At 39.4% G+C, this 26,271-nt stretch carries 19 protein-coding genes; 6 read left to right on the top strand and 13 right to left on the bottom strand.

Annotated elements, in window-relative coordinates; genetic code table 11:
- Positions 1 to 8: 8 nt before the first annotated feature.
- From CVS91_RS00950 to CVS91_RS00965, 4 genes are all read right to left on the bottom strand, one after another.
- Positions 9 to 599 (bottom strand): DedA family protein, encoded by a 591-nt coding sequence (locus CVS91_RS00950; RefSeq protein ID WP_107829644.1) that lies wholly within the window; start codon positions 597 to 599, stop codon positions 9 to 11.
- Positions 600 to 758: 159 nt separating this feature from the next.
- Entirely contained in the window at positions 759 to 1,538 is a 780-nt protein-coding gene (locus CVS91_RS00955; protein WP_107829646.1) for a MetQ/NlpA family ABC transporter substrate-binding protein, read from the bottom strand.
- A gap of 76 nt (positions 1,539 to 1,614) precedes the next feature.
- Entirely contained in the window at positions 1,615 to 2,397 is a 783-nt protein-coding gene (locus CVS91_RS00960) for a MetQ/NlpA family ABC transporter substrate-binding protein (protein WP_107829648.1), read from the bottom strand.
- A gap of 259 nt (positions 2,398 to 2,656) precedes the next feature.
- The gene (locus tag CVS91_RS00965; RefSeq protein ID WP_103608092.1) at positions 2,657 to 2,992 is read right to left on the bottom strand and encodes an ArsR/SmtB family transcription factor; all 336 of its coding nucleotides are present in this window, start codon (positions 2,990 to 2,992) and stop codon (positions 2,657 to 2,659) included.
- Positions 2,993 to 3,094: 102 nt separating this feature from the next.
- On the opposite strand from CVS91_RS00965, the gene CVS91_RS00970 reads away from it, so the two are divergent.
- The gene (locus CVS91_RS00970; protein WP_107829650.1) at positions 3,095 to 4,054 is read left to right on the top strand and encodes a permease; all 960 of its coding nucleotides are present in this window, start codon (positions 3,095 to 3,097) and stop codon (positions 4,052 to 4,054) included.
- On the opposite strand, the gene CVS91_RS00975 is transcribed toward CVS91_RS00970, so the two are convergent.
- From CVS91_RS00975 to pbpC, 5 genes are all read right to left on the bottom strand, one after another.
- The gene (locus CVS91_RS00975) at positions 4,043 to 4,717 is read right to left on the bottom strand and encodes a methionine ABC transporter permease (RefSeq protein ID WP_107829652.1); all 675 of its coding nucleotides are present in this window, start codon (positions 4,715 to 4,717) and stop codon (positions 4,043 to 4,045) included. The genes CVS91_RS00970 and CVS91_RS00975 overlap by 12 nt on opposite strands.
- Positions 4,717 to 5,673, bottom strand: a complete 957-nt coding sequence (locus CVS91_RS00980; RefSeq protein WP_107829654.1) for a methionine ABC transporter ATP-binding protein — start codon at positions 5,671 to 5,673, stop codon at positions 4,717 to 4,719. Before CVS91_RS00980 ends, CVS91_RS00975 begins: the two co-directional genes overlap by 1 nt.
- Positions 5,673 to 8,297, bottom strand: coding sequence for a valine--tRNA ligase (locus tag CVS91_RS00985; protein WP_107829656.1), 2,625 nt, complete (start codon positions 8,295 to 8,297; stop codon positions 5,673 to 5,675). The genes CVS91_RS00980 and CVS91_RS00985 overlap by 1 nt, the downstream gene beginning before the upstream one ends.
- A gap of 121 nt (positions 8,298 to 8,418) precedes the next feature.
- A complete protein-coding gene (locus tag CVS91_RS00990; RefSeq protein WP_107829658.1) occupies positions 8,419 to 13,542 on the bottom strand; it encodes an alpha-2-macroglobulin family protein in 5,124 nt (1,707 codons plus the stop codon).
- A 1-nt stretch (position 13,543) separates the two neighbouring features.
- Positions 13,544 to 15,712, bottom strand: coding sequence for a penicillin-binding protein 1C (gene pbpC, locus CVS91_RS00995; RefSeq protein ID WP_107829660.1), 2,169 nt, complete (start codon positions 15,710 to 15,712; stop codon positions 13,544 to 13,546).
- Positions 15,713 to 15,777: 65 nt separating this feature from the next.
- Here pbpC and CVS91_RS01000 point away from each other — a divergent pair, with 65 nt between their 5' ends.
- The 5 genes from CVS91_RS01000 to CVS91_RS01020 are packed head-to-tail and all read left to right on the top strand — an operon-like array spanning position 15,778 to position 22,831.
- Complete coding sequence (locus tag CVS91_RS01000; protein WP_107829662.1) at positions 15,778 to 17,811, top strand: ATP-dependent helicase; 2,034 nt, start codon at positions 15,778 to 15,780, stop codon at positions 17,809 to 17,811.
- A 53-nt stretch (positions 17,812 to 17,864) separates the two neighbouring features.
- Positions 17,865 to 19,061: an efflux RND transporter periplasmic adaptor subunit gene (locus CVS91_RS01005; protein ID WP_107829665.1), complete on the top strand. Its 1,197-nt coding sequence runs from the start codon at positions 17,865 to 17,867 to the stop codon at positions 19,059 to 19,061.
- On the top strand, positions 19,062 to 20,990 hold the full coding sequence (locus CVS91_RS01010) for a MacB family efflux pump subunit (protein ID WP_107829667.1): 1,929 nt from the start codon (positions 19,062 to 19,064) through the stop codon (positions 20,988 to 20,990).
- A 1-nt stretch (position 20,991) separates the two neighbouring features.
- Positions 20,992 to 22,338: a TolC family protein gene (locus CVS91_RS01015; RefSeq protein ID WP_107829669.1), complete on the top strand. Its 1,347-nt coding sequence runs from the start codon at positions 20,992 to 20,994 to the stop codon at positions 22,336 to 22,338.
- Between the two features lie 4 nt (positions 22,339 to 22,342).
- Positions 22,343 to 22,831, top strand: a complete 489-nt coding sequence (locus CVS91_RS01020; protein WP_107829671.1) for a flagellar protein — start codon at positions 22,343 to 22,345, stop codon at positions 22,829 to 22,831.
- An 828-nt stretch (positions 22,832 to 23,659) separates the two neighbouring features.
- On the opposite strand, the gene CVS91_RS01025 is transcribed toward CVS91_RS01020, so the two are convergent.
- From CVS91_RS01025 to CVS91_RS01040, 4 genes are read right to left on the bottom strand one after another with little or no spacing between them, the layout of a single operon-like run.
- Positions 23,660 to 24,157, bottom strand: coding sequence for a SixA phosphatase family protein (locus CVS91_RS01025; RefSeq protein WP_107829673.1), 498 nt, complete (start codon positions 24,155 to 24,157; stop codon positions 23,660 to 23,662).
- Entirely contained in the window at positions 24,154 to 24,966 is an 813-nt protein-coding gene (locus CVS91_RS01030; protein WP_107829675.1) for a ferritin-like domain-containing protein, read from the bottom strand. The genes CVS91_RS01025 and CVS91_RS01030 overlap by 4 nt, the downstream gene beginning before the upstream one ends.
- Positions 24,953 to 25,528, bottom strand: coding sequence for a rhomboid family intramembrane serine protease (locus tag CVS91_RS01035; protein WP_107829677.1), 576 nt, complete (start codon positions 25,526 to 25,528; stop codon positions 24,953 to 24,955). Before CVS91_RS01035 ends, CVS91_RS01030 begins: the two co-directional genes overlap by 14 nt.
- The gene (locus CVS91_RS01040) at positions 25,512 to 26,192 is read right to left on the bottom strand and encodes an NlpC/P60 family protein (protein WP_107829679.1); all 681 of its coding nucleotides are present in this window, start codon (positions 26,190 to 26,192) and stop codon (positions 25,512 to 25,514) included. Before CVS91_RS01040 ends, CVS91_RS01035 begins: the two co-directional genes overlap by 17 nt.
- Positions 26,193 to 26,271: the final 79 nt, after the last annotated feature.

A 26,271-nucleotide genomic window follows, 5' to 3' on the forward strand; every position in this document is an offset into this window, starting at 1 on the left:
ATATGTATTTAGCCTTTTCTTTGCTTCATTATATAGATAGCACTTATTACTGCAACCATAGCTAAAAGAGCGATCGTAATACCTAGAAGCGTCTGTTTGTCTGGATTTGAGCCTAGAAAGTAGCCAACTCCAAGCAAAACCGCGCACCAAATCCCAGCACCAAGTGTGGTAAATAGGCAAAATCTAAAAATATTCATCTTAGCAAGCCCGGCTGGCAGGCTGATATACTGACGAATTCCTGGGATAAGGCGTGAGTTAAATGTTGAAATTTCGCCATGTTTATTAAAAAATGCTTCAAATTTATCCATCTTTTCGTGAGTGATGCCGACAAATTTGCCGTATTTTAAGATGATCTCGCGTCCAAAAAAGTAGCAAAGATAGTAGTTAAAAATGGCTCCAAGCAAGCTGCCAAGCGTGCCTGAGATAAAAGCAAGTGCTAGGCTCATCTCGCCTTTGTGAGCTAGATATCCAGCTGGTATCATTGCCACTTCGCTTGGAAATGGAAAAAATGAGCTCTCTAAAAACATCATCACAAATATGCCAGCATACCCCCAGCTGCTCACGCTTGAAACGATAAAATCAATAATGTCATGTAGCATTTTTACTCCGAAATTTATCTTAAAATGAGGCATTGTAGCAAAGCTTTATTTACTAATAGTAACTAATAAAAGCGATAAATTTTAAAAAAGATAGTTAAAACGAAAAAGATATAAGGTTTAAATTTAAATGTAAAAGCAGGGCGAAAGCTCGCCCCGTTTTTAAAATGCAGGTATAACCTCGCCTTTGTAGCGAGTGATGATGAAATTTTTAGTATCAGGGCTAAGCACCGCATCAACTAAAGCTTTGATCTTAGGATTGTTCTCGTTGCCAGCTCTTGTGACGATGATGTTGGCGTAAGGGCTGTTGGCGTCTTCAAGTAAAAGTGCGTCTTTTGCCACGCTCATGCCAAGATCAAGGACGAAATTTGTGCTAATAGCAGCGATATCGACATCATCAAGTGTTCTTGGGATCTGAGCGCCTTCTAGCTCGACAAACTGCAAATTCTTAGGATTTTTAGTTATGTCATTTACAGTTGCAACTTTTACGTTTTTATCGATCTCGATAAGACCGGCTTTTTCTAAAATTCTAAGCGCTCTGTTGCCATTTGACGGATCGTAAGCGATCGCCACTTTTGCGCCATCTTTTAGATCTTTTATGTTTTTTATCTTTTTAGAGTAAAAGCCAAGTGGCTCGACATGGACATTTGCAACTCTTACAAGATGCAGGCCTCTAGCCTTGTTTTGCTCCTCAAGATATGGCAAATGCTGAAAGAAATTTGCGTCTAAACTGCCATCTTCTGTGGCGACATTTGGGATAGAGTAGTCTGAAATTTCAGAGATGACAAGGTCGTAGCCCTTATCTTTTAGCTTTGGTTTTACAAATTCTAAAATTTCAGCGTGTGGCACTGGTGAGACGCCAACAATGATAGTGTGGTCTTTGTCGGCTGCGTGAAGGCTTAGAGCAACTAAAGATGCGGTTAAAAGTTTGATAAATTTCATTGTTTTTCCTTTTTTGATTTGATTTGAAGCGACGCTAAAAAGGTAAAAGCTTTTACGTCGCTTTTTATAAATTTAATTAAAACGCTGGGATGATAGCGCCGTTATATTTTGTCTCGATAAATTTCTTAACTTCTGGTGAGTTGATCGCTTTATCAAGAGCCTTTATTTTAGGATTGTTCTCGTTGCCAGCTTTTACAACTACGTAATTTACGTATGGGCTATCTTTGCTCTCGATCACAAGCGCGTCTTTTGTTGGATTGAGATTTGCATTTAGCGCGTAGTTTGTGTTGATAACTGCGATAGTAACGTCATCAAGCGTTCTTGGCACTTGAGCAGTCTCGATCTCTTCAAATTTAAGTTTTTTAGGGTTATCAACTATATCAAGTGGAGTTTTTAGTGGGTTGTTGTTTAGCTTGATAAGTCCGGCACTTGCTATGATGTCAAGTGCGCGGCTCTCGTTTGTTGGGTCATTTGGGATAGAGACCACTGCGCCATCTTTTAGCTCTTTGATATCTTTGATCTTTTTAGAATAAACTCCCATTGGCTCGAGATGCACGCCAACTGTTTTTACAAGGTGAGTGCCTTTGTTTTTGTTAAATTCTTCAAGATATGGGATGTGCTGAAAGAAATTTGCGTCAAGGTCGCCGTCCTCTGTCGCAAGGTTTGGCGTGGTGTAGTCGTTAAATTCTTTGATCTCAAGTGTGTAGCCATCTTTTGCCAAAATAGGCTTTACAACTTCTAAAATTTCAGCATGTGGGATAGGTGTAGCACCGACGATTATTGTTTTTGACTTGTCAGCAGCATTTGTGCTAACGCTAAGGCCTAGGGCAACTAAAGAGGTAAGAAGTAGTTTTTTCATTTGTTATCCTTTTTTAAAATTTGCCAAGCACCAAAAAAGGATAAATTTAAGCTAGAAGATTAAATTTCTTTTTAAGCGCTTAAGCTAGTTCTAAGCACTTAAAAAGAAATTCTGTGCTTAGAGATTAGTCTTTCGACGACTCGTTTTTTAGTAGGCGGCACATCTGGCACATATCTGATTTCATTTTAGATCCTTTCGATTAAATTAATTTCGCGCATTCTAAATAAATAAACTTTAAAAAAAAATAAATTTTAGAAATTTATCTTAGACTTTTTATGACACCTCTTGCATTTTTTGAGTTTTTGGCTGCTTTTTCCTCTAAAATATTTTTTAAACATTCCAAAAAATTTGGCAAACAGCAAATATCAACCGAGTAAAAAACATTAAGTCCAGACTTCTCACTTTTTAAAATTCCCCCATTTTTTAATACCCCAAGATGCTTTGAAATCGTTGCTTGTTCTTTATTTAAAAGCTCGCAAATTTCACCTACGCTCATCTTTTTATCACCTAAAACCTCAACTATCCCGATCCTAACAGGATGAGCCAAAACTCTCATAAATTCGCTTTTTAGCGCAAGAATATCAACATATTGCATTTTTATACCTTTTTTATGATTTTAACTTAAAAGAACTAAATTTACACTTGACTATATTCCTATATTAGTATATAATCATATAAAAAAATTAAAGGCAAAAAAATGCTCGATCTTTTTAATCAACACAATATATTTGAGTTTATCAAATTTTTCATACTTTATTTTACAGAGATTTCACTACTATTTTTTTGTGTCTCTTTTTTGGTATTTATCGTATCTGAAAAATTTAGCCAAAAACTCAAAAAGCACCTTATAAACACAAAAATTTCAAGCTTTATCAAGGCGTTTTTGGTTGGCGCTATTACGCCGTTTTGTTCATGCTCTACTATACCGCTTTTAAATGGGTTTTTAAAAAGCGGCGTATCACTTGGCGTTAGTAGCGTATTTTTGTTAAGCTCTCCGCTTGTTAATCCTGTAATTTTAACGCTTCTTTTTATGAGTTTTGGGCTTAAATTTAGCATTATTTATTTTACGGTCATTTTTATCTCATCGCTTGCTTTTGGTCTTTTGTTATCAAAAGCAGATCAAAATCTATTTTTAAAAGATGATTTTTTAAAACCAAAATTTAGCCCAAACAATCCAACTAAAGGCCTTGTTTTTACGCTTGTTAATCAGACACAAGCTTGCTCTTGCAAGGATATAAAAAATAGTAAAAATATTTACAAAATGGCGCTTTTAAACTCGGTAAAAGAGTATAAAAAACTATTTTATTACATATTGCTTGCGATGTTTATCGGCGCCGCTATACACGGATTTGTTCCGCAAAAGCTTATCTCAAACTACCTTGGTTCTAGCGACATCGCCTCGATACTTATTTCGGCATTGTTTGGAATTCTACTCTATGTTAGAGTAGAATCGCTAGTGCCAATTGGCTTAGCACTTCTTGCCTCGGGTGCTAGTGCGGCCGCATTTGGAGCGTTTGTAATAACGGCGGCAGGTGTTAGCCTACCGGAAATCATACTTCTTAATAGGTTTTTTAAGCCAAAATTTATGGCAATTTTTATCGCTTTTATCTTATGTGTGGCATTAGCATTTGCAATGTTTTTAAAATCATTTTTTTGAAATTTTATAGAGATAGTTGCCTAAAACTTGGAAAATTTGCACCATAATGATAAGAATAACCACGGTGTAGAGCATGATATCTGGGCGAAATCTCTGATATCCATAGTTTATAGCGACTGATCCTAGTCCGCCACCGCCAACTGCACCAGCCATCGCTGAAAAGCCGATATTTACGATAAGCGTTAGTGTAAATGCCGAGATGATGCCAGGAAGTGCCTCGACAAACATCACGCGGAAAATGATCTGAAATTTCGAGCTACCAAAGCTTTGCGCTGCTTCAATGATGCCTTTATCAACCTCTTTTAGAGCATTTTCAATGAGCCTTGCTACAAACGGAGCCGCTCCGATAGTTAGCGGAACGATCGCAGCTGTGGTGCCGATACTTGTACCTACGATCATTTTTGTGACTGGAAATAGCACGATGATCAAAATGATAAACGGAAAGCTTCTAAGCACGTTTATAACGATATCAAGTACAAAATAAAGCTGCTTGTTTGGCTTTAGGCCGTTTTTGTCTGAAAGGATGAGCAAAACCGCTGGTATAAGGCCTATGGCAAAAGCGAGCAGGGTTGAGACGATGCTCATATATAGCGTCTCGCCGATAGCTGGCAAAAGTATCCTATAGAAAACATCTGGAAATTTAGAAAAATCAATACCAAACATCAAGCAACCTCCCACAAAACGCCACTTTGCTTGATATAGTTAAGCACGTTTTCTTTATCTTTTTCATCTATGTTTATGACAAGCGAGCCAAGGACGTTGTCATTTAGCTTTTCAAGCTTGCCCCAGACTATGTTAAAGTCGATATTTAGGCTTCTTGCCATGTGCGTGATCACGCTGTTTTGAGCCACTTCTTTTGGGAAAAATAGCCTAATATTTGTGCCAGTGCTTGGCAAAATTTCAACTTCGCCCAAAAACTCTTTCATCTTCTCATCTGGCTTTAAAAATAGCTCTTCGATGCTTCCAGAGCCTATGATCTTGCCGCCTTCTAGCAAGATCGCTCGTTTTGCGATCGATTTTACAACCTCCATCTCGTGCGTGACGATGACGACGCTGATGTCTAACTCTTTGTTTATCTTTTCAAGCAGCTCTAAAATTTGATTTGTCGTGTTTGGATCAAGAGCCGAAGTCGCCTCGTCGCTTAGTAAAATTTTAGGATTTAAAGCAAGCGCTCTGGCGATCGCCACACGCTGTTTTTGGCCGCCGCTTAGCTCGCTTGGATAGCTTTTTGCCTTGCTTTCAAGACCGACTAAATTTAAAAGCTCTTTCACTCTTTTTTCAGTTTCATCGCTTTTGTAACCCCAAAATTTAAGCGGAGTGGCGACGTTTTCAAAGACATTTTTTCTAGCCATCAAGGCAAAATGCTGAAATATCATCCCAACATCTCGTCTCAAATGTCTCTGCTGCGTCTCGTCTAAATTTTTTATCTCTTGATCAAAGACTTTTAGGCTGCCACCTTGATAGCTCTCAAGCCCGTTTATGCACCTTAAAAGCGTTGATTTGCCAGCACCGCTGTGTCCCACGATAGCAAAAATTTCACCCTTTTTAACCTCTAAATTTACATCATAAAGGATCTGCGTGCCGCCATAAAATTTGGTTAAATTTTCTATTTTTATCACTATTTTTCTCCAAGAGCTTCTAACTCTTCGCATACTTTTTTAAATTTAGCCTCGGCGCTCTGCAAAGCCTCTTTGTTCGTCTCTATGACCTCTTTTGGTGCGTTCGCTACGAAATTTTGGTTATTTAGCATGCCTGAGAGTTTGGCGATCTCTTTTTCAAGCTTTATCTTTTGAGACCTTAGCCTTGTGATGATACCGCTCATATCAAGCCCTTCAAGCGGGACAAATGCCTCTAAATTTTCGCTCACGTCTCTTATTGAGTTTTCTATTTTCTCATCTACAAAGCCGATCTCTTCGCATTTTGCAAGCAGCTTGATATACTCTTTAACCTCGTCAAGATCTATTTTTTCGTTAAATTTAACAAAAGCTTTTGCGATCTTTGAGTTGCCAAGATCTATCGTCGCTTTTGCACGGCGAATAGCCACGATTGCTTCGATAACTAACTCAAATTTCTTTTCAACTTCTAAATTTCGCTCTTTTATCTCTGGATAGCTCATCACCATTATTGATTTTGCATTTTCAAGCTGTGTGCCGCTAAGCTCTTGAAATAGATACTCCGAGAGAAACGGCATGAAAGGATTTAGTAGTTTCATCGCCTCTTTAAATATACTTCCAAGCTCTTTTACACTCGCTTTATCAGCCTTGCTAAGCTCGATGCCCCAGTCGCAAAACTCATCCCAAAGGAATTTATAAAGTGTGTTTGCAGCGTCATTGAAGCGGTAGGCGTCGATGTTTTCGCGCACCTCTCTTACGCACTCGTTAAAGCGGCTATTCATATAAATTCCAAGCTTTGTTTGAAGCTTGATATCCTCTAAATTTACAAATTTGCTCTCATTTAGCATGAGGTATTTGCTCGCGTTATAAAGCTTGTTGGTGAAATTTCTTACCTGCTTCATCTTGGCGTCACTTAGCTTGATGTCGCGTCCTTGAACGGCTAGAAGAGTTAGCGTAAAGCGCAAGATATCGGCGCTATACTCATTTATGCTATCAAGTGGGTCGATGACGTTGCCAAGGCTCTTACTCATCTTTCTGCCAAACTCATCTTTTACAAGCGCGTGCAAGTAAATGTCGTCAAATGGCAGCTTACCAAGGGCATTTTCACCCTGAAACATCATCCTAGCAACCCAGAAAAATAATATATCAAAGCCAGTGATTAGTAGGTTGTTTGGATAAAATTCAGCCAAGTCGCCTTCAAACCATTTTTCATTTTTTAGCTCATTTTCATTGCCCCAGCCAAGCGTGCTAAATGGCCAAAGACCAGAGCTAAACCACGTATCTAGCACGTCTGGGTCTTGGTGGATGTTTTTACTTTTGCACTTTTTGCACTCGCATGGCTCGTCCTCGTCAGCCCACATATAACCGCAATCATCGCAGTAAAATACTGGAATTTGATGTCCCCACCAAAGCTGGCGTGAGATACACCAGTCTCTTAGCTCTCTCATCCACGCGTTAAAGCTGTTTATCCAGTGCGGCGGGTAAAATTTAGCAAGGCCCTCTGAGACTTTTTGTATCGCATCGTCTGCGATCTCTTTTTTGACAAACCACTGTTTTGAGATGTATGGCTCGACGACGTTTTTGCAGCGGTAGCAGTAGCCTACTTGGTTTTCGTAGTCTTCTATCTTTTCAACATTGCCAAGTTTTTCAAGCTCGGCTACTACGATATCTCTAGCCTCAAGCCTCTCAAGTCCTGCAAATTTATCACACTTATCATTTAAGATGCCCTTTTCGTCAAAGACAGTGATAAACTCAAGGTTATGTTTTTTGCCAACCTCGTAGTCGTTTTGATCGTGCGCAGGCGTGACCTTAACAAGGCCTGTTCCAAACTCCATATCAACGTGCTCGTCTGCGATGATCTCGATCTCTCTATTTATGATAGGTAGCACAACTTTTTTGCCGATTAAATTTTTATAGCGCTCGTCGTTTGGATTTACCATTACCGCCGTATCACCAAAGTAAGTTTCAGGTCTGGTGGTCGCAACAACAACAAATTCGCTTGGCTTGTCTGCAAAGTAGTATCTCAAATGATAAAGCTTGCCTTTGTTCTCCTTGTGCTCGACCTCGATGTCAGAGAGTGCGCCATCATGTGTACACCAGTTTATCATGTAGTTTTTCTGGACTATTAGCCCTTTGTCATATAAATTTACAAAGGCTTTTTTCACAGCTTTTCTTAAGCCCTCATCCATAGTAAATCTCTGGCGTGACCAAGCCGGAGTGATGCCAAGCTTTCGCATCTGATGGACTATCATACCGCCGCTTTTTTCCTTCCACTCCCACACTTTTTCTACAAATTTCTCACGGCCAAGCTCTTCTTTTTTGATCCCTTGTGCTAGTAGCTGCTTTTCAACGACGTTTTGAGTAGCGATACCAGCGTGATCAAGCCCTGGCTGCCAAAGTGTCTTGTAGCCGTCCATCCTCTTGTAGCGAGTCATGATATCTTGAAGTGTGAAGGTCAGGGCGTGTCCGATGTGAAGCGAGCCAGTCACGTTTGGAGGTGGCATCATAATGCAAAATTTACGTCCATCTTTTTGGATATCTTTGTTTGCGTCTATCTCGAAGTATCCGCGTTCTTCCCAAATTTTATAAAATTTATCTTCTATCTCTTTTGCATTGTAAAATTCTGCCACTTTTCTCTCCTCAGTTTCGTTTAAAAAATGCTTAATGTTATCTAAAATTTGTTTAAAAAAATCTTTGCAAAAGTGGGGAAATATGGGCTTGGGGCGGTTAAACGCCCCGAAGTTTAAATAGCTATTTGACAGTAAAGCTTCGCTGAGCTAAGTCGTAGTCGTTTTGTCTTTCGTTATACATATTTTCAGTTGTGACTGCGCCAAGCGAGCATTTACCGCCAAGTCTTACGCGGTAAGGTGTGTAAAGCACGGCATCTTTTTCGTCGCCACCTAGCGTGTAAAAGCTTAACACGCGGTCATCTTTTATGCTTTTATACTCTACTTGTAAGCTGTTTTTTAAGCTCTTGCTAAAGTTGCTTAAATTTTCATTTATCGGCTCAAAGCAGCTGCTTACGATCTCGTTTATAACGCCATTTTTAACCATTGTTTTTGAGTTTATCACCACTTTTGAGTAGATGACGTCATTTACTTTTAGGCTATTTATATCTAGCTCTTTGCCTTTTTCATCGACAAAAACGCGGTAGATGTCAAGCTCTTTTGGCTCGATTTTGTGTTTGATCTCAAGTGGTAAGTAAGCGTAGCTTAAGATAGTCGCATAAAGCTTATTTGAGCCTAGTGGAGTGATGCTAAATTCGCCATTTTTTGTAGTAAAAGAGGTGCTTAAAAGGCCGTCAAATTCTTTACTTTCGCCGTTATAGCTAAGCTTAAATTTATTATTTTTCTCGCCGCTATCTTTGCCAAAGTAGGCATTTAGCGCTCTTAGCGTAAATGCACGCTCTTGCGTTGAGCTTAGCTCATTTAAATTTACTATCAAGAAATTTGCAAGGTCGTCTGAGTAGTCGTTTTTCTCAAAGTATTTTGCGTGCAGATATAAGATAAATGCGTTATCTCTTACTTTTGAGCTAAAATCAGATGCATTTTCTTCGCTTGTTTTAGCATTTTTGATATCTTTTAGCGCGACCTTTGCCTCGTCATTTAGGCCGTTTAGCTTTAGGGCTGCTGCCATTAGGTATTTACTTAGTGCTGTTTTGTTGTAGGCTTTGTCGTCATAAATTTTATTTAAGATTGATCTATCGGCCATATTTGCACGTGAGCTTACATAAAGAGCGTAAAGCGCCTCTAAATCGTTGTTTGCATATTTTAAGAGCGAATTTAGAGCATTTTGTTTGACACCTTTACTTACATCATATCCTGCCTCTTCAAGGTCAAGAAGCACATCTGTTGCAAAGATGCTTGCAAATGCATTTGTCTCGCCTAGATCGCTCCAGTAGCCAAAGCTGCCGTCTGGTTTTTGCATCTTGACTAGCTCATCTATGCCGCTTGCGATAAATCTCTTTTTATCGCTTTTTTCAAGCTCATCTCTTGGTTTTAAATTTAAAAGCGCAAGCAGTCTTGAGCTCCTTTGCTCTGCACATCCATAAGGATACTCTACTAAATTTTTAGAAGCTGCCAAAAGCACGCTTGAGACCGAGCTTGACGCATCAATGCTCACATCGTGGTAGCCTTTTGGTAGTGAAATTTTACTATCTTTGTCAAAGACGCTGCTCTTTGCGTAGGTGCTGATCGTATAAGGGCTAACAACGTCTAGTAAATTTTGAAGCGTTTTTGAGCCATTTTTGTCGCTTATTGTGACATTGTATTCGCCAGCACCTGTTTCAAAGGCTGAAATTTTAAGCACAAATGCCTTATTTTCAAATGGCTTTAGGTTAGCATTTTCTTGCGTTTTGATGTTTAAATTTTTACTTGATGCTACATTTATAGTAAGGTTTTTGTCGGCATTTGTCGTATTTATAAGCCTTAAGTTTGCGCTTAATTCATCGCCTTTTAAAAGATATATCAAAGCACTTGGCTTAATGATCACATCATCTTTTACTTTTATCTCGCTATTTACGGCGTTCATTGCAGTTGTGTCATTTGCCACAGCATCTACTCTAATGGCGCCATTAAAGCCATTTGGCGTTTTAAACTCGTATGAAATTTCGCCTTTGTCGTCTGCTTGAAGGCTCACTAAATTTGCATAAGTTTTTACATTTTTGCTATCAACTGGGCTTGCATGCTTTGCCATTTTTGCAGCCACAGCCATCGCCGCAGCATCACCGCCAAAGCTTAGCGTTTTGCCCTCCACCTTGTAGTTTGTAAGCATATTATAGATGTCATAGTCAAAGACGCCATCAGGTAAAATTTTATCAAAAAACTTAAGCGGATCAGCTGGTTTTTGCGATGTGATATCAAGCACGCCAACATCTGTGATAAATAAATTCAGATAAGCTTTTGGCTTTGTTTTTAGTGAAATTTTGATATTTTCATCGCTCTTTGCGCTTTTTGGCGCTTCTAGGCTAAGTTCTATCTTTCTTGAAGATTTATCGCCGTTTGCATAGGCCTTGCCGTAGGTTCTAAACGGAGTTAGTCCAGCGTCAGTCATGCGGTAGATATTTGCGCTCACGTAAAGGCCGTTAAAGTCAAAGTCAAGTTTAAATTTAACATTTGCTGAGTTGTTTTTGATCTTGATGACCTTGTAGGCTTTAACCCCTGCGTCTTCAAGCGTGACAAGTGCGATGCCTTCTTTTATGGCTGAGCTTATGTCCGCACTTAGCTCGTCGCCTTTTTTATAGACGCTTTTGTTTAGTTTGATCTGAGACTTGCTAAGCTCTTTTGTAGGCGCTAGGGTTGAGTAGTTGTAGCCGCTTACATCGATGTCTAGGCTCGTGCTTGCGCCACTTACTAAATTTGTAGCAGTGATGACGTATGAGCCACTTTGCGTAAATTTATAGCTAAACTCGCCACTATTTTTATAAAAACTATCCACGTCTTCAAGCGTTTGGATCCATTTTATATAGCCATTTGCGTCCCTTTGATACTGCCATGTGACACGTTTTATATCAAATTTCAAATTTGACTTCACTGCCTTTTGGCTTGGCATATCAACAACGACTGTTCTTATCTTTACATCTTCGTTTGGATCAGCAAATGCCGTGCTAGCAGCGATGCCAACCATATCTTTATAAGGATAGAGCGTAAAGCTTTTTGCGTCACTTACATTTTTGCCATCGTCATTTACGTTGAAATTTATGACGCCTTTTATGATAGAAGGCGCGTTTTTAGTGTTAAAGCTAAGATCTATCATCTGGCTTGATTTGCCATCTTTTGAAAGAGTGAGATCATTTTCTATGCTTGGATAAGCAGACGCTTTTAGGGTGTCATTTTTAAATTTATACTCTTTAAATTCGCTATTTTTATACTCATCATCAAAGAAGCTAACCTGCATGCTGCCAGCTAGGTCGCTAGCTGCTCCGCCAAAGAGATAGCTACTTGTTAAATTTACTTTTACTAACTCGTTTGAAAAGAATTTATCCGTATCTATAGCTATGTCATTTTTTATCTTGTTTGGCACGAAGCTCTCGACGTAAAATGGCACGCTTGCTATCACCTTGCTAGCGTAGATTATCTGCATGTTAAATCTACCGCTTAGATCGCTTAAAATTTCTTTTTCGAAATTTATTATGCCGACATCATTTGTATTTTGCGTGATCTGGGCGCTACTTTTGCCTTGCGGATCGATAAATTTGATCTTGACTGGCATATTTTTAAGTGGGTTAAAGTCCCTATCTCTTAGATAGATAGCCCCTTTTAGGCTCTCGTTTGGTCTTATGATATTTGAGGCAAAATGCGTGTAAGCGTCGATGCTCTCGCTTGGATTTTGGCTGATGAGCTTTGCCTCATTTAGCGCTTCGCCATCTTTTATGATGAGGAAATTTTGCTCCTTGCCAAGTGAGACGACGATCGATGAGACCTCTTTGTAGATATCTTTTTTGTTAAATTTAAAGACGCCGACGTCGTTTGTCGCGCCAACTGCGATCTCTTCGTTTCTTTTGCCATAAATTTTTACATTTGCGTTTGGTAGCATTGTGTTTTCGCCAAGGCGGTTTGCAAAGACGAAAATTTCATCCTTGCCAAGCTTTGCATTTATGGCGATGTCGCTTAGATAGACGACCTTTGAGACGCTCTTATCTTTGCCGTAGTTTAAGCTTATCTTATAAACGCCGTCTCCTGCCCCTGCAAAGTCAAGCTTGATCTTGTTTAGTGAAATTTCGTTTAACGCACCCTCTAGCTTGTAGCTTTTGCTTGCTACTTTTGAACTAAAATTGCCTAGATCTTCGCTATTGTCGTTGAAATTTAAAAAGTATCTAAAATTTTGATCGCTTAACTTTTCAACGCTCACATTTAGCTCAGGTAAATTTGCACTTCTGATGCCGATCTCGCCCACGCTTGAGATGTAAGGCTCTTCGTTTGTGAAATTTGCAAATGGAGTGAAGTTACTAGCGACCACCTCGTAGGTTTTCGCCTCTCTTACGACATTTCTATCATCTCCAAAGCCCGGTTTTATCGTGATCTCGTAGCTATTTTGTGGCTTAAACTCATCGCTTGTGATATCGATGTAATAATCATACCCATCAAGTTCAGAATTTGGCGCGCCGTTCTCATCGTCATTTTTATATGCCACGTCGCTTATGCTAAAGCTTTTTACGCCTTTTATCTTTATAAATTTCTTTAGATTATTATCATCGCTTAGCCACTCTTTTAGATAAATTCTAAATGCCAAGATGCCGTTATCAAGGCTTGTCGGATAAATTTTAGCTATCTCAAAGCTTTTAGCTTCAGCGTTTAAATTTGTGCTCTCATCGCTTGCTTGCTCACTAAATTTTACCACGCCATCGCCTGCTAGCTTAGCGCCAAATTTACTCTCAAAATTTTCTCCAAACTCAAAAGTAGGCTCGCTTATATTTTTATCAAGATCAAGCTCAAAGCTGTTTTGAGAGAGCTGAAGGGCGTTAAAACTAGCACCTTTTACGGCTATTTTTTTTACAAGCTCATCACTAACTTCGTCATTAAATTTAAGAATAAATTTGCTATCAGAGAGCTTTTCTATCTTCTCAAGCGCAAATTCTTTCGTCTCAAAGCTAGCGCTGCTGCCATTTTCTAGCTTACAACTATACTCTACGCCTGCGTGCATATCTTTTGTAAAAAATGTAAGGCTTTGAGCGTTAAATTTCACCGTGCCACTTAGCGCTGGCTCGCACGAGATAAGCTTTTTCTCGCTTAACGTGCCTATGAGATTTTTACTAACATCATCTTCTAGTCCAAATTCCACGCTTAAAGGCGACTTTACCTCGGCGGTGCCATTTAGACTTAAAGCATATAAATTTATTGCTCCTAAAAGTGCTAGAAGTAGCGCTTTTTGCTGCATTTTATCTCCTTAGTTTTATTGTTATTTCACTTTGATTTGAGTTTTGATCAAGGCATTTTAAAGTGTGCTCGCCAAGAGTTAGATCTAGCCTTTTTTCGCTTGCATTTTCTATCTTATAAAAGTTCAAATCATCCACTTTCAGGTAAATTTCATCACCTAAAAACGCGTAGCATTTTAGCATAATTTGTGTTACATTTTCATCTGTCACGATCTCCTCGCCGTCATACGGATAGGCAAAAACTGGCTTTTTATCTTTAAAAACTTCAGCACAAGGGCTATTTTTGACCTCGTCTTTGTCTAAAAAGCCATTTTTTATCAAAAACTCAAGCTCCTCGCCTCTTAAACTCTTGCACTTATCTTGCAGTTTAACTCCAACTATCCTATCATCAAGCGCCGTTTTTTTGCATGTTTCATAACTAAAAGCATCAAGGCAGGTTGGCACTTTCTCAATGCCCTCTGGCTCGCTCATAAACTCTAAATTTTGCCTTTGCGCTGTGATCTTAAACATATCAAAAACGATCTTTGAGACGTCATTTAGCCCAGTTAGTTTGTCGGTTTTTTCGGCGTTAAAGTTGCCCACCCAGACAGCTATTGTGTAGTCCTCATCAACTCCAATGGCGTAAAGATCGCGTGAGTTTGCACTTGTGCCTGTTTTAAAGGCGATCTTTGGCGTGTTTTGCGCATATTGCCAAGCATTTTTTAGATATGACCTTGAGGCCTCGCTCATCATTTTGGCGGTTAGATATGCGCTTTGAGGCGAGATGAGGGTTATGTTTTTGTCTTCATTTTTGTAGCTTTTGCCCGCAAACTCAAGTGGCCTATAAACCCCGCCATTTGCGTATATAGTATAAAGATGCGCAAGATCAATCAGGCTCATCTCAGCACTGCCTAAAACTATCGAAGAGCCGTAAAACTCCTTGTTTTCATCAACTAAATTTACCTTTTCAAGCAGCTCATAAAGTGAGTTATCTTTTAGCTTTAAGTATAAATTTATAACTGGGATATTGAGGCTAAAATTTAGAGCGTCCTTTGCGCTTACAAGCCCCAAAAAGTCGTTACTAAAGTTCTTTGGCACATATTCATTCAGATAAATTTGCGTATCGATTAGCTGCGAGCTTGGCGTGATAAGCCCGCTATCAAGGGCTAGCGAGTAGATAAAAGGCTTTAGCGTGCTGCCGGTGTTTCGCTTCATATTTAGGGCTGAGTTTTTGCCGTCGCGTGCGTGCTCATCGTGCGAGCCGATAAAGGCAACAACGCTCATTTTTTTATTGTCTATCACCACGGCTGCGGCGTTGTTTGCGTTTTTAGCCTTTAGCGAAAACATCGCGTCTTTTAAAATTTTAAGCATATCTTTTTGCAAATTTAGATCCAAGCTCGCCTTTGAAATTTGGTTTTTAAAAGCGACATTTGCGTAGTCACTAGCGTTTACGACAGCTCTTATCCTTACATTTTTAAATGGCTCAGCCTGCGCTCTTTTAAATGCACTTAGATCGATTAAATTTGCCTTATAAAGCATCTTTATGACCCTGTTTTTTAGGGCGTTTATGTTTGAAACTCTATCAAGTCTATTTTTATTTGGATTTTTGGGTATTGTGCTTAAAAGTGCGGCCTGAGCGTAGCTAAGCTCATTTAGCTCCTTGCCAAAGTAAAAGAAGCTTGCCGCCTTTGCACCCTCGATATTGCCGCCATAAGGGGCTAAATTTAGGTATAAATTTAAAATTTCATCCTTGCTAAAGTGAAGTTCAAGCTGAAATGCTCTAAAAATTTCTCTTATCTTATTTTTATAGCTCCTATCACTTGGCTCAAGCATTCTTGCAACTTGCATCGTGATAGTGCTAGCTCCTATGCGGTTGTCGCTTCTTAGGTTGTGGAAAAATGCCCTAAAAATGGAGGCAAAATTTACGCCAAAATGGTAGTAAAAGTACCTATCTTCAAAGAGAATGACGCATTGTTTTAGCGAGTTTGGGAAGCTTTGCTCGTGAAATCTCCAAATTCCGTCGCTACTAAGCTTCATATTTATGATCTCACCATTTTTATCAAGCAAAATTTTGGCTTCGTCTTTTTTAAGCGCATCTAAATTTAGTGGATAAATTTGATCAAGTATCAAAAAAATAGCGACCATTAGAGCCAAAAATAGGGTAAGGAATTTTAGAAATTTAAACTTTTTCATCCGCGTGATTATAGCTGTTAAAGTTTAAGTAGCTATAATTAGACCTTTTTAATAAAGAGGAAACAATGCCCTTATCTAGGTTAAACAAAGAACAATACACCGCCGCAACTGCGCCATTTGGACACAATCTCATCATCGCTTCAGCTGGCACTGGCAAGACTAGCACGATTGTCGCTCGCATCGCTCATTTACTAAATTTAGGCGTAAAACCAGAGAAAATTTTGCTTCTAACTTTTACAAACAAAGCAGCCAGCGAGATGATAGAGCGCTTAAATAGGTATTTTGACAAGCAAATCACCTCCAAAATCACCGCAGGCACCTTCCACTCGGTCTCATTTTCGCTTTTAAAAAGCCTTGATAAAGGCGTCACGCTAAAGCAGCCAAGCGAGCTAAAGACGCTTTTAAAAAGTCTTGTTGAGAGGCGTAAATTTTACCATTTAAGCGACGTCAAGCCTTACGGCGGGGCATATCTATATGATCTTTACTCGCTCTTTCAAAACAGCGAACAAGGCACAACTTTTGGCAAGTGGATAAGCGAGAAAAGCGAAGAGCAGGGCGTTTATGCTGAAATTTATGAAGATGTCTTAGAGGAGTTTGAGGCTGAGAAGGCTAAATTTTCTTATGCTGACTTTAACGATCTTCTCATAAAAATGCGAGACGAGCTAAAAAAGGGAGCAAATTTAGCTTATGATGAAATTTTGATCGACGAGTATCAAGATACAAACACGCTTCAAGGCAGCCTCATAGACGCATTTAAGACAAAGAGCCTCTTTTGCGTGGGCGATTTTGACCAGAGCATCTACGCATTTAACGGCGCAAATATCGAGATTATTGGCTCATTTAAAGATCGCTTTCCAAACGCAAATATCTACGCTTTAAATGTAAATTACCGCTCAAGCTCAAGCATACTTGCCCTTGCAAACAAGGTGATAAACAACAACCCAAGGCTTTATGAAAAGCACCTTACAGTTAGCCGTGAGGGAAATTTCAAGCCTCCAAGGCTACTTGTCTATAATGAGCTTTTTGATCAGTATCAAAATATCGCTGATATCATCTCACTTTCGCCATTTAATAGAGAAAATATCGCCATAATTTTTAGAAATAACTCATCAGCTGATGGCATCGAGGTCGCGCTAAAAGAGCGAGGCATCGGCTCAAAGCGAAAGGGCGGGGTGAGCTTTTTTGAGAGCCGTGAGATCAAGGCGCTCATCGACATCATGGGAATTTATGTCAATCCAAAAGATATAATGGCATTTATCCACATCTGCGAATACGCAAAGGGCGTTGGCAGCGCAGTTAGCAAAGAAATTTTTGACGCACTGCTTAAGCTTGGGCATGGAAATTTGATAAAAGGGATAGTTGAGCCAGATGAGAGCGTAAATATCTCATCAAACAAAAGGCGAAACTACCAGCTAGGACTTTTTGATGACCTTGACGAATTTGCCGAGGTTTCAAGGTTTTCTAAGCTTGGCTTTAGCGATAAATTTCTAGGCCACCCTGTGCTAAAGCTACAAAAGCTAAGCGAGAGTGGGGCGCAATTTTTATATGAAATTTACAACTTTTTAAGAGGCATGAGAAATATCTCAAAGCCAGCTACGATGATAAATGAGATAAAAACTAGCAAAATTTACTCGTTAATCGTCGAAAACATCAGTACAAAAAGGGCAACTCTAAAAAACGGCAACGTCGATCTAGCGCTCAAAGAAGAGGTCAAAGAGCGCATAATGGCAAAGAGCGTGGTGCTAAGCGAGCTAGCTAAAAAGTATCAAGATATCAGTAAATTTTACAACTTCTTAGCCCTTGGAAGCAACGAGATGAGCGAAGGGCAGGGCGTTAGCTTGCTTAGCGTGCATGCGAGCAAGGGGCTTGAGTTTGACCAAGTTTTCATCGTAGATCTCGCGCAAAACCGCTTTCCAAATTTAAAGCTAATGAGCATGGGCGGCAGCCTAGAAGAAGAAAGACGGCTCTTTTACGTGGCAGTAACAAGGGCTAAAGACGAGCTATATCTAAGCTACGCAAAATACGACAAGATAAAGAAGGTGACCTATCAGCCAAGTAGGTTTTTGATAGAGGCTGGCATGGCAAAAGAGGAAGCTTAAAGAGTATTTACTCTTGTAGAGTAGAATTTACCAATTTTTTACAAAGAGAAGCGATGAAAAAATCTAAAATTTTAATAATCCTGCTTATTTTAGGCGTCGGTGGATACTTCGTCTATGATAAATTTTTCAAGGTAAAAGAAGAAGAGGTGGAGTTTATCACCAAAAAGGCAAAGAAGGGCTCATTTAGCAAAAAAGTCGATGCGACTGGAGAAATTTTCGCCACCGAGCTAATCGACGTGGGAGCTCAGGTGAGCGGTCAGATAAAAAAGCTATATGTTAAGCTTGGAGATCAGGTAAAAAAAGGCGATATGATCGCAAGTATCGATAGCTCGACCCAGCAAAATAGCATAGACAATAAAGAAGCACAGCTTGCCATCTACAAAGCCCAGCTTGAAAGTGCAAAAGTGGCTCTAAATATCGCTAAAACGCAGTTTGATAGAGAAAATGCACTCTTTGTCAAAAACGCCACTTCAAAGCAAGAATTTGAAAGCGCAAAAAACACATATAGTGCAAATAGCGCCAAGATAAAGGAGCTTGAAGCACAGATCAAGCAGACAAATATCGAGCTAAGCACCGCTAAGATAAATTTAGGCTACACAAAGATCACCGCGCCAAGAGATGGCACGGTTGTAAGCGTGCAGGTTGAGGAGGGTCAGACCGTAAATGCCAACCAAACTACGCCAACTATCGTAAATATCGCTGATCTTAGCCATGTAAAGATGAAGATGCAAATAGCAGAGGGCGACATCACAAAGATCAAAGTCGGCACGCCAGTTGAGTACTCGATCCTCTCTGAGCCAACAAAGAAATTTCAAACGACTGTTAGCTCGATCGATCCTGGGCTTACTACGCTAAGTGATGGCAGCTACGGCTCAAGTAGCAGCAGTAAGTCTTCATACTCAAGTAGCTCTAGCAGTAGCTCGGCAGTTTATTACTACGCACAAAGCATCGTTGATAACAAAGATGGAATTTTAAGAATAGGCATGACCACGCAAAACGAGCTTTTAATAGCAAACGTCGAGGACGCCATCATCGTGCCAAGCATCGGCATCAAAAAAGATGAAAACGGCACTTTTGTCTATGTGCTAAAAGATGGCAAGCCAGTAAAAACAGCGGTCAAAATCGGCATAAAAGACAACCTCGATACGCAGATCATCAGCGGCATAAACGAGGGCGATGAGATCATCACATCTCAAGGCTCATCAAGCGAGATCGCTAAGATGATCGCAAAAGAACATAAGAAGTTTTAAGTGATAAGTCTAAAAAACATCACTAAAAGCTTTAAGCTAGGTGACAATGAGATAGAGATCTTGCATGGCATAAATTTAGAGATAAAAAAGGGCGAATTTATAGCCATCATCGGTCAGTCTGGCTCTGGCAAATCAACCCTGATGAACATCCTTGGCTGCTTGGATAGCCCAAGTGGTGGGCAGTACCTGCTTGATGGCAAAGAAATATCAAAATTTGATAGCGACTCGCTTGCCAAGCTTAGGCGAGATAAATTTGGCTTTATCTTTCAAAGATATAACCTGCTTAGCACGATGAACGCCCTTGAAAACGTAGCACTGCCAAGCATCTACGCAGGTGCAAACAAGAGCGAGCGAGAGAAAAGAGCTAATGAACTTCTTGGCTCGCTTGGTCTTAGCGAAAAAGCGAAAAATTTACCAAATAAGCTCTCAGGCGGACAGCAGCAAAGGGTCTCCATAGCAAGGGCGCTGATGAATGGTGGCGAGATCATTTTAGCAGACGAGCCAACAGGCGCGCTTGATAGCAAAAGTGGGCTTAGGGTGATGGAAATTTTAGTTGATCTTTACAAAAAAGGCCACACCATCATCATCGTCACGCACGACCCAAAGATCGCAGAGTATGCAAGCCGTGTGATCGAGATAAAAGATGGCAACATCGTAAGTGACAATGTAAAAAATAGCGAAATTTACGAGGCTAGCAAGCAAACCCAGCCAGAAAAGAGTAAATTTACCTACTATAAAGACCAGCTAATAGAGAGCTTTAAAATGTCGGTAAATGCGATGTTAGCGCACAAACTAAGATCGCTTTTAACGATGCTTGGCATTATTATAGGTATCACCGCGGTCATTAGCGTCGTTGCCCTTGGCAAAGGCTCGCAGGAGCAAATTTTAGCTGGTATCAGAAAGATCGGCACAAACACGATCGACATCATGCCAGGTAAAGGCTTTGGCGATATGCTCTCAGGCAAGGTAAAAACGCTCTCCATAAGCGATGCAAACATGCTTGCCAAGCAGTCCTTTTTAGACTCAGTCACGCCAAATACAAGCACTTCAGGCGTGCTGACTTATGAAAATATCTCGCTAAGTGCGAGCTTAAAAGGCGGTGGAGTAGGGAGCTTTGACGTAAATGGACTAAAGCTAGAAGAGGGCAGAATTTACGATGATGACGAGGTTTTAAACTCAGCTTCAGTCGCACTAATCGATCAAAACACCAAAAATAGCATCTTTAAAAATGATGATCCTATCGGCAAGATCATACTTTTTAACAAAAAGCCACTTCGCATTATCGGCGTTTTGCAAAAGGATGATTTTAAGATGGGCGACTCAAGCACGCTTAAAATTTACGCTCCATACACGACCGTGCTAAATAAGGTCACAGGGGATAAATTTATAAGCTCGGTCACCGCCAAAGTAAATGAGGGCGTCAATGCGCAAATCGCCGAAAAAACACTAACTGAGCTTTTAGAGATCAAGCACGGCAAAAAGGACTTTTTTACAAGAAACTCAGACAGCATAAAGCAAACGATCGAAGAGACCATCTCAACCATGCGCCTTCTCATCTCAAGCATCGCCGTCGTCTCGCTCGTAGTTGGGGGCATAGGCGTCATGAACATCATGCTAGTCTCAGTCACTGAGCGCACCAAAGAGATAGGCATAAAAATGGCGATCGGAGCTAGACAGAGCAACATCTTGCAGCAGTTTTTGATAGAGGCGGTGCTACTTTGCCTTATCGGCGGAGCCATCGGCATCGTCCTATCCTACGCTATCGGCTACATCTTTAACAACTTCTTAAACGGCTTTAGCATGATCTTTTCAAACGGCTCGATCGTGCTTGCACTTGTCACGTCGATGGCTATTGGCATCATCTTTGGCTACATGCCAGCTAAAAACGCCTCAAAACTAAACCCAATAGATGCGCTTTCAAGGGAGTAATATGAAATTTCTAAGCCTAGCTTTAGTGCTCGTTTTAAGCGGCTGCGCTGTTAAAAATATAGATGAAAACTACAAACAAATTTTACTTGAAGATAACGCTAGCCGTGAGCTAAATTTAGACACCTCTTGGTGGAAGCAGTATGAGCAAAGCTACCTTGATGAGCTTGTAGAACTTGCGCTTAAAAACAACACCGACCTTGCAAAAGCCGCGGTAAATGTAAATAAAGCGCTCGCTCAAGCTGGCGTTTTGCAGGCAAATTTGATCCCAAGCTTTAATGCTGGCATCGAGGCAACAAGTAGCAAAAATATAAAAGAGGGCGGTGCGGTCACTAGAAGTTTTGGCTCAAGCATAGGGCTTAGCTACGAGCTTGATCTTTGGCAAAAGCTAGCAAACAGCAAAGACGCAGCGATGTTTGAAGTGGATGCTACTAAATTTGATCTGGAGGCTGGCAAACTAAGCGTGATAAACTCCGTAGCAGACGCCTATTTTCAAATTTTATATCTAAACGAGAGCATAAAAACCTATGAGCAAATTTTAGAAATTTATAACAAGCTAAATGAGATAGTTGGGCTTAAATTTAAGCTTGGCAAAGAGGAAGCGCTAAGTCTAAAACAGATAAACTCACAGCTCTTAAGCGCTCAAAATAAGATAGAAAGCGCCCAAAAGGAGCTTGTGAGTGCTAAAAAAACGCTTAGGATTTTGCTAAATGAGAGGCCAGAATTTGAGCTTAAATTTGATGGCCTCACGCTAAGTCCCGTTAAAAGAGTGGGCGTTGATCTAGATGTGCCAACAAGTGCCATAGCAAACCGCCCGGACCTAAGAGTGGCTATTTACCGCATAGAAGAGGGCATCTTAAACTACAAAGCGAGCCAAAAAGAGTTTTATCCAAGCATCACGCTAGGAGCCAGCCTCAAAAGCAGCACCGACAAAAAAGAGGAAGCCTTTAGCCTTAAATTTCTAAATGGCAACATCGCTTTGAATTTACCATTTTTAAACTATTCTAAGCTAAAGTCAAATTTAAAGGTTAGCGAGGCAAATTTCGAGCTTGCAAAGCTAAACTACATAAGTACTCTAAATAGCGCATTAAACGAGATAGACGCATTTTACAAAGGCTACCTAAACGACGAAGCGCTACTTACAAACTACCAAGATCAGATAAAAAACTACGAGGAAATTTCAAAAATTTACGAGCTAAAATACTCCTACGGCAAGGTTGAGCTAAAAGAGTTTTTAGAGGCTAAAAATAGCGAGCTAGAGGCCAAAATAGGGTTACTAAAAGCAAAATACACACTTTTACAAGACGAGCTAAATATCTACAAAGCCATGGCAGGCAAATTTAATAGGTAAATTTATGAGCTCGGCTTGGGACTACGAGGCAAATGCGTGTAGCAGTGATGGTAAATTTAGCGCCAAATTTGAAGGTTGCGAGGTCGCTATGGGCGCTCCAACCCTTGGCGAGCTAAGGCTTTTTATAAATAGCAAGCACTGTCTAAATTTAAAAAATAAGTTTTCAAACCACGCAAAAACATCATCAGTGGATCAAAATTTAGTTAAAGATGGCAGCGCCCATCAAATTTTACTTAGCGAAAGAGCAACAGCTTGCTTTTTATTTTCAGACGACTCTAAATTTCTAGCTTTTTCTGAATGGACGACAGATAAAATGCAGATCGTAAAGGTGGTGCATCTAGCCGATATGAGCATAAAAACCGCCGGAAAGCCAAAAAGAGTAGTGGAATTTCTCTCATTTAATGATGGCGTACTTGAAATTTTAGACTCACCGATCTTTATGCCCAAAAACTACATACTAGACATCCGCACACTTTTTGACGATAAATTTTAATTAACTTAAAAAAATAGCTTTCAGATCTACATTTTCAAAATTTAGCTACTAGCTCTTAAATTTGAATGGCAAATTTAACGCACAAGATCAATATTTGGCGCATAAAAACAAAATGGCACGCACTATTCTACTCTTTAAATTTAGCATGTGTAAGATTGTTCTACTAGCTTTTAGAAAAACACTCGCTTTAGATTTAATTTGCCTCCAAAGTGCCAGCTCAAATAAGCCACTTTATTTACATTTATCGCCGCTTTTATAAGGTCAGTGTTGTTTTGCTTTTTAGAGCAAGAACCACAAGCTCTCAAGGTAACTCTCGCTCATCATTTTCAAAATAGGGTAGATCAAATTTTAAGTTATCTATAAGATAAATGTAAATTTCACAATTTTTGAAAAGTGTAAAATTTAACTAATTTTCTTACAGATATTTTTACACCAAATTTAATGGATAAATTTAGATCACACAAAAGATAAAATGCAGAAACTAGCCAAATATAGCCATTTAAAACTTTTAATAGAGCAGAATAAAGATTTTAAAATATCAATTTGAAAATTATAGTTTTCAATACAAAATATATAAAATATCTTGCATTTTACCTTTTGTCATATTTTGGCATTGCGATTATGGTTGATTTTAAATTTGCTTTTATGCTTGATGGTTTGAACTTGAAATGATTAAATTTTCAAAAATGGAGTGATAAATTTTAAAAATTGAGTAGAAAAATGTTTTTTTGATTCAAAAGCAAAACTTGCATTTGAAAAATCAAATAAACAGATGTCCTTTGTGTCTGTCAAATTGCAATGAATAAATTTGCGGTTTTTTAATAAAACTTATCTTTGATGTTTCTTTGGGTGGTCAAAAAATAAAGCTTTTGCACTGCCCTCTTTTAGCTCTTTAAATTCAGACTCAAACTCTATACAAAAAATGCCTGAAGTTGGGATATTGTCTATCGATGAGTCGCTTAGGTATTCGCAAATTTCTGTTACACTTGGATTGTGCGTGATGATGAAAATTTCATCTAAATTTTTATCTAAATTTCTTACGAACTCCAAAAGATCCTCAAAGCTTATGTCGTAAAGCTCGTCTTTTATCTCTATGGATTTTTCTTTAAATTTTAAAGTTTTAGCGATGATTTTTGCTGTTTGCTCGCATCTTTTAGCACTACTTGAAAAGATAGCTCCAGGCATCACATCATACATTTTTAGCCTGCTAGCCATAAATTTAGCGTCCTCTTTGCCTTTTGGACTAAGCTCTCTTGAAGCGTCTTTTGCGCCATCTTTGTTCTCATCAACTGCTTTTGCGTGCCTTATGAAGTAAATTTTACTCATGATCTCTCCTTTGAGAAATTCTTTATCCAACCAAGCTCTTCCTCGCTAAATCCAGCCTTTAAGCGGTCCTTTTCGTTGATCTCTCTAATGCTTTTAAATGAATTTGGATATAAATTTAATATGATATCAAAGTAGCTTTTCTCGTCGACGCCCTCTTTTTTGCAGGCAAATTTAAACCATTTATCGCCCTTATAAACGTGAGAGACTTCCTCTTTTAAGATGACTTTTAGGCACTCAATGAGCTCATCTTGCCCGCCCTCAGCTTCTAGCCTTTTGATGATGTGAGCGTTTGCATCAAGGCCGTTTGCCTCCATATATCTTGGCAGTAGCGCCATGCGGCTAGTAAGCCTATCTGAGGTCTTTTGAAGTGCGATAAATAGGCCATCATGCACACTTAGCTCGCCGTATCTGCCGCCTTGTTTTGTGAGTAAATTTTCTATCATACAAAAGTGCCTGATCTCATCCTCAGCCACCTCCAGCCAGTCCTCGTAAAACTCCCTTGGCAGCTCTCTAAATCTATAACAAGCATCAAGTGCGATGTCGATAGCGCTAAATTCGATGTGAGCGACTGAGTGGATGAAATTTAGGTTTTTATCTTTTGGCTTTACCTTTTTGTTTAGCTCTTTCATACTAACGACGTCGCAAAACTTAGCGTAGCATGGGGTAGTTAGCTCATTTGGCGCAGAAATTTCGTCAAAGCAAATATCCAAATTTGATCTAAATTTCTCGTAAAACAGCTCAAATTTTAAAAATTTAAGCTCCACGTCACCTTCGTTTAAAATGTCCCAGATCTCATCAAAAAATCTCATCTGCTCTCTTTAAGTAAAATTTAGCATACAAACAGCCAATGCTCCAGCCTATAAAGTGTGCATACCATGCGACATTTATGCCCATAAGTAGCGGCAAAAAGCTCATGGCAACAACGATGGCAAAGTAGCCAAACCACGCCTTTTTATCCGAGTAAAGCACCGAGGTCGCCAGCATACCAAAGAGCATACACAAAGCGCCGCTTGCACCGACTAAATTTATAAATTTCTCATTTTCAAATGCAAAATATATATAAATAAAGCTTAAAATTTGCGTCAAAACGCCGCCAACGATATAAAAAATGATAAATTTTTTCGTGCCAAGATATAGCTCGCTCATCGTGCCAACTTGATATAAAAAGAGCATATTCATGAGCAAGTGAGCTGTGCCTGCGTGCATAAAGATAGACGTAAGGGGCTGAAATAGATAGAGTTTTTCTACAAAATAGATATTTAAGCCAAGCGCAAGCCATAACTCACGCAATTGCAGAAAGGTGACGCCAAAAAATGCAGCTAAATTTAAAAGGATAAGCGCAAATGTAGCTGGGCTACTTAGCTTTGCCATATCCAGCAAATCTATTTGCCGCAAGGCAGCTAGCGTTTGAGCACCTTACAACGTAGCTATTTATCTCTTTGTCGCCCTTTAGATGCGTATTTTTTTGTTTTAAATTCATATAGCTGTGGATTATCCTGCCACCAGAATTGTGGATAAATTTGACCGTCTCATCTGGAAGTATGGCTGTCACGATGCCGACGTGAGTGACGTTTTTCTTGTCTTTATTCTTTTGTATGCCTTTGCCAAGGGTGTTTGAAAAGAAGATAAGATCGCCTATCTTTGGGTTTTTGTAAGTTATCAAATTTTGGCTTTCGTAGAAGTTGTAGATCGCTTTTGACTTTCTGCCACCCTTGCTGTAGTAGTTATTGATGGTTTTTTCATCAAAATACATATTTTTATATTTTGCATTTACGATAGATACAAAGCCTGAGCAGTCGCCACCTGCTCTAGTGTTTAAGTATTTTTTAAAAAATGAATCAAATTCTTTATCTGCTCTGCCGTCATCTTCGTCTAAAAGCTCACTTGAAGCTTGTCTGCTAAAGTCTTCGTTTGAAGAAGCGGTTTGATTGTAGTCATTTTGCGGGATTTTAGGCTCATTTGAGGTGAAAGAACAACCTGTAAAAAGTGCAATACAAAGTGCAAAAAACACTCTTTTATTTATTAAATTTAACATATTTTTATCCAAAATAATTAATTTTCGTAATTTTAACTCTTAAATGTAAATAGAGCGAAAATAGCGCCCTGTTTTCTTT

Origin of the sequence: Campylobacter concisus (assembly GCF_003048985.1) — a bacterium.
Classification (GTDB): Bacteria; Campylobacterota; Campylobacteria; order Campylobacterales; family Campylobacteraceae; genus Campylobacter_A; species Campylobacter_A concisus_AY.